The 2,938-nt window shown below is 55.0% G+C and carries 1 tRNA gene and 2 rRNA genes (1 of these 3 only partly in view); all 3 read right to left on the bottom strand.

Annotated elements, in window-relative coordinates:
* A tRNA-Met gene (locus tag HKD31_RS15600) sits at window positions 1-77 on the bottom strand.
* Between the two features lie 52 nt (window positions 78-129).
* Window positions 130-244, bottom strand: a 5S ribosomal RNA gene (rrf, locus tag HKD31_RS15595).
* Window positions 245-327: 83 nt separating this feature from the next.
* A 23S ribosomal RNA gene (locus HKD31_RS15590) occupies window positions 328-2,938 on the bottom strand (it continues 125 nt past the right edge of the window).

Raw genomic sequence — 2,938 nt, 5'->3', positions numbered from 1 at the left:
TGGTTGCGGGGGCAGGATTTGAACCTGCGGCCTTCAGGTTATGAGCCTGACGAGCTACCGGGCTGCTCCACCCCGCGGTGGTGTGTGATGATGTTGGGGATTTTTGTGGTGTGTTGGGTAGGCTGGGGGACCTGGCGGCGACCGACTTTTCCGCACCTTAAGGTGCAGTATCATAGGCGCTGAGGGATTTCACGGCCGAGTTCGGGATGGGATCGGGTGTAGGGCCCTCGCAATGGCCACCAGGTCTTCCAGCCCACCCTGTCTTTTGAGAGAGGGTGGTGGTTGGTGCGTTGTGAAGTGTGTGGCTGATTTCTGTGCATGTGTTTTGTTGTGAGAAGTATGAGCGATTAGGACCGGTTAGCTGCATGCATTACTGCACTTTCACACCCGGCCTATCAACGTGATGGTCTGTCACGGCTCTATGAGACCTCGTTTTGAGGTGGGTTTCCCGCTTAGATGCTTTCAGCGGTTATCCCGTCCATACTTAGCTACCCGGCTGTGCCACTGGCGTGACAACCGGTGCACCAGAGGTATGTTCATCCCGGTCCTCTCGTACTAGGGACAAATCCTCTCAAGTCTCTTACACCCACGGCAGATAGGGACCGAACTGTCTCACGACGTTCTAAACCCAGCTCACGTACCACTTTAATCGGCGAACAGCCGAACCCTTGGGACCTGCTCCAGCCCCAGGATGTGATGAGCCGACATCGAGGTGCCAAACCTCCCCGTCGATGTGGACTCTTGGGGGAGATCAGCCTGTTATCCCTAGAGTACCTTTTATCCGTTGAGCGATGGCCCGTCCACGTGGGACCACCGGATCACTATGGCCGACTTTCGTCTCTGATCGAGCTGTCACTCTCACAGTCAGGCGGGCTTATGCCATTGCACTCGACAGCCGGTTTCCGACCGGCCTGAGCCCACCATCGCGCGCCTCCGTTACACTTTGGGAGGCGACCGCCCCAGTCAAACTGCCCACCATGCAGGGTCCCGGACCAGGCTTACTGGTCTCGGTTAGACATCAGAAAAATTCAGGGTCGTATTTCAAGGATGGCTCCACCCAAGCTGGCGCCTGGGTTTCAAAGCCTCCGACCTATCCTACACAGAATGTCTCTGATGCCACTGCAAAGCTGCAGTAAAGGTTCATAGGGTCTTTCCGTCTGACCGCGGGTACCCCGCATCTTCACGGGGAATTCAATTTCGCTGAGTCGATGCTGGAGACAGTGGGGAAGTCGTTACGCCATTCGTGCAGGTCGGAACTTACCCGACAAGGAATTTCGCTACCTTAGGACCGTTATAGTTACGGCCGCCGTTTACCGGGGCTTCAATTCAGTGCTTGCACACCTCCTCTTAACCTTCCGGCACCGGGCAGGCGTCAGGCCCTATACGTCATCTCACGATTTCGCAGAGCCCTGTGTTTTTACTAAACAGTCGCTACCCCCTGGTCTGTGCCACCCGTCCATGGTTGCCCACGAGCGGGTCTCGTTTATCCCGAAGTTACACGAGCAATTTGCCTAGTTCCTTCAGCATCGTTCTCTCAAGCGCCTTGGTATTCTCTACCAGTCCACCTGTGTCGGTTTCGGGTACGGTCTATACGCCAGAGCTATTTCCTGGAATGATTGAAAAGCCTGTTCAATCCGTTAAGGACAGACAACATCTCTCATTCGTCACTTCTGGCAGGCCCAGTAATATTGAACTGGTTCCCATCGACTACGGCTCTCGCCCTCGCCTTAGGGGCCGGCTCACCCTGCGTGGATTAACCTTGCGCAGGAACCCTTGGACTTTCGGCGACAGTGTTTCTCGCACTGTTTGTCGCTACTCATGTCAGCATTCGCACTTCCGATATCTCCAGAGAGGGTCACCCCGTCTCCTTCGCAGACTTACGGAACGCTCCGCTACCGCGCATACATAGTATGCACCCACAGCTTCGGCACGTGGCTTGAGCCCCGTTACATTTTCGGCGCAGGGTTTCTAATAGACCAGTGAGCTATTACGCTTTCTTTAAAGGATGGCTGCTTCTAAGCCAACCTCCTGGTTGTTTTGGAATCCCCACATCCTTTCCCACTTAGCCACGATTTAGGGGCCTTAGCTGGTGGTCTGGGCTGTTTCCCTCTCGACAATGGACCTTAGCACCCACTGTCTGTCTGCCGGGCTATACTCCTGGGTATTCGGAGTTTGGTTAGGTTTGGTAAGGCTTTGGGCCCCCCTAGCCCATCCAGTGCTCTACCCCCCAGGGTAAACACCCGACGATCTACCTCAATAGATTTCGCGGAGAACCAGCTATCTCCGAGTTTGATTGGCCTTTCACCCCTAGCCACAGCTCATCCCCGACTTTTTCAACAGGCGTGGGTTCGGCCCTCCAGTGCGTGTTACCGCACCTTCAGCCTGGCCATGGCTAGATCACTCGGTTTCGGGTCTTCTGCCAGCAACTCATTCGCCCTATTCAGACTCGCTTTCGCTACGCCTACACCTAACGGCTTAAGCTCGCTGCAAACAGAAACTCGCTGACCCATTATACAAAAGGTACGCCGTCACCCCATAAGAGGCTCCGACTGCTTGTAGGCGTCCGGTTTCAGGTCTCTTTCACTCCCCTCATCGGGGTGCTTTTCACCTTTCCCTCACGGTACTTGTTCGCTATCGGTCACTAAGGAGTATTTAGGCTTGGAGGGTGGTCCCCCCATGTTCAGACAGGGTTTCACGTGCCCCGCCCTACTCGAATCCTCATCAGAACACTACGCTTACGGGGCTATCACCCATTCTTGCCGGACTTTCCAGACCGTTCAGCTTCTTCCTGATCAGGCATTGGCCTGCTCCGCGTTCGCTCGCCACTACTAGCGGAATCTCTGTTGATGTCTTTTCCTCCAGGTACTGAGATGTTTCAGTTCCCCGGGTTTGCCTCATACACCTATGTATTCAGTGCATGATCCTCTTGCGAGGGGGT

This window comes from Gluconobacter potus, assembly GCF_015244705.1.
GTDB lineage: Bacteria > Pseudomonadota > Alphaproteobacteria > Acetobacterales > Acetobacteraceae > Gluconobacter > Gluconobacter potus.
The sequence above is the reverse complement of the archived record's forward strand: the minus strand, read 5'-3'. Positions and strand labels throughout refer to the sequence as shown.